Source organism: Micromonospora sp. NPDC049580, assembly GCF_040675595.1.
In the GTDB taxonomy this organism is placed as follows: domain Bacteria; phylum Actinomycetota; class Actinomycetes; order Mycobacteriales; family Micromonosporaceae; genus Micromonospora.
Genome location: NZ_JBFAPG010000758.1, coordinates 1 through 1,859, shown reverse-complemented (window position 1 = coordinate 1,859; position 1,859 = coordinate 1). Strand labels below are relative to the sequence as shown.

General features: G+C 75.2%; 1 protein-coding gene. It reads left to right on the top strand.

What is annotated here, in order from left to right; genetic code table 11:
* On the top strand, nucleotides 1-1,827 hold a 1,827-nt coding region (locus AB0J68_RS31795), incomplete at its 5' end, for an AAA family ATPase (protein ID WP_363942538.1).
* Nucleotides 1,828-1,859: the final 32 nt, after the last annotated feature.

The following is a 1,859-nucleotide window of genomic DNA, read 5'->3' as shown; positions in this document are numbered from 1 at the left end:
GACAGCGCCTCGCCGGGCGGGCACGAGGAGCTGACCGGCGAGGCGTCGCTGCTCGCCGCCCTCAACGCCGGCCGGACCGGCCGGATGCGCGACATCGTGGAGACCATCCAGGCCGAGCAGGACGGGATCATCCGCGCCGATCTGCCCGGCGTCATGGTGGTCCAGGGCGGCCCCGGCACCGGCAAGACGGCGGTCGCGCTGCACCGGGCGGCGTACCTGCTCTACACACACCGGCGGGAGCTGTCCAGCCGGGGTGTGCTGCTGGTCGGCCCGAACGCGACGTTCCTGCGCTACATCTCCCAGGTGTTGCCCACTCTGGCCGAGACGGGCGTGCTGCTGCGTACCCAGGGTGATCTGTTTCCCGGGGTGAGCGCCCAGCGCGTCGAGCCGGCCGAGACCGCGGCGCTCAAGGGCCGGGCGGTGCTCGCCGAGGTGCTGGCGCTGGCCGTCCGAAACCGGCAGTGGGTGCCGGACGAGCCGCTGGAGATCGAGGTGGAGCGGGAGGTGCTGACCCTCGACCCGGAGACGGTGCGCGCCGCCCGGGACCGGGTGCGCCGCACCGACCGGCCGCACAACCTGGCACGGGCGCTGTTCGACGTGGAGATCGTGCACGCGCTCGCCGACCAGGTGGCGGAGCGGATCGGCGCCGACCCGCTGGGCGGGGACAACCTGCTCGACGAGGCCGACCGCGCCGAGATCCGTCGCGAGCTGCGCGAGGAGACGGAGATCCAGGCCGCCCTCGACCGGCTGTGGCCGGTGCTCACCCCGCAGCGCCTGCTCGCCGACTTGTACGCGGACCCGGACCGGATCGCCGCCGCCGCACCGATGCTCACCGAGGACGAGCGGGCCCGGCTGCATCGCGAGCCGGGCGGGTGGACGCCCGCCGACGTGCCGCTGCTGGACGAGGCCGCCGAGCTGCTCGGTGAGGACGAGCGGGCCGCCGCCGCCCGCCGGGACCGCATCCGGATGATGGAACGGGAGTACGCCGAGGGCGTCCTGGAGATCGCTCGGGGTTCCCGCTCGATCGACGTCGAGGACGAGGCCGAGGGCGGTGAGATCCTCGGCGTGACCGACCTCATCGACGCCGACCGGCTGCTGGAGCGGCAGGAGGAGGCCGACCGGCTGACCACCGCGCAGCGCGCCGCCGCCGACCGGACCTGGGCGTTCGGGCACGTGATCGTGGACGAGGCGCAGGAGTTGTCGCCAATGGCGTGGCGGCTGCTGATGCGCCGCTGCCCGAGCCGGTCGATGACGATCGTCGGGGACGTGGCACAGACCGGCGCGCTCGCCGGGACGCCGTCCTGGGCCGATGCCCTCGCCCCCTACGTGGCGCAGCGCTGGCGGCTGACCGAGCTGACGGTCAGCTACCGCACGCCGGCCGAGATCATGGCGGTCGCCGCCGACGTACTGGCCGAGATCGACCCGGCGCTGCGACCGCCGCGCTCGGTGCGCGAGAGCGGCCTTCCACCGTGGGACCGGGCGGTGCCCGACGAGCAACTGCCCGCAGAGCTGGTGTCGGCGGCGACGCGCGAGGCCGCCGGGCTGACCGAGGGCCGGCTCGGCGTCATCGTGCCGGCCAGCCGGGTGGACGCGCTCGGCGCGGCGTTGACCGCCGCGCTGCCGGAGGCCACGGTGGGCGAGCACCCGGAGTTGGAGAGCCGGGTGGTCGTGCTGACGGTCGCGCAGGCCAAGGGCCTGGAGTTCGACTCGGTGCTGGTGGTCGACCCGGACCGGATGGTGGCGGAGTCGCCGCGCGGGCGCAGCGACCTGTACGTCGCGCTCACCCGGGCCACCCAGCGCCTGGGCGTCCTGCGCCCCTGCCGCTGACCGACCGCCGCGCCCCCGCCGACCGGCCGGTC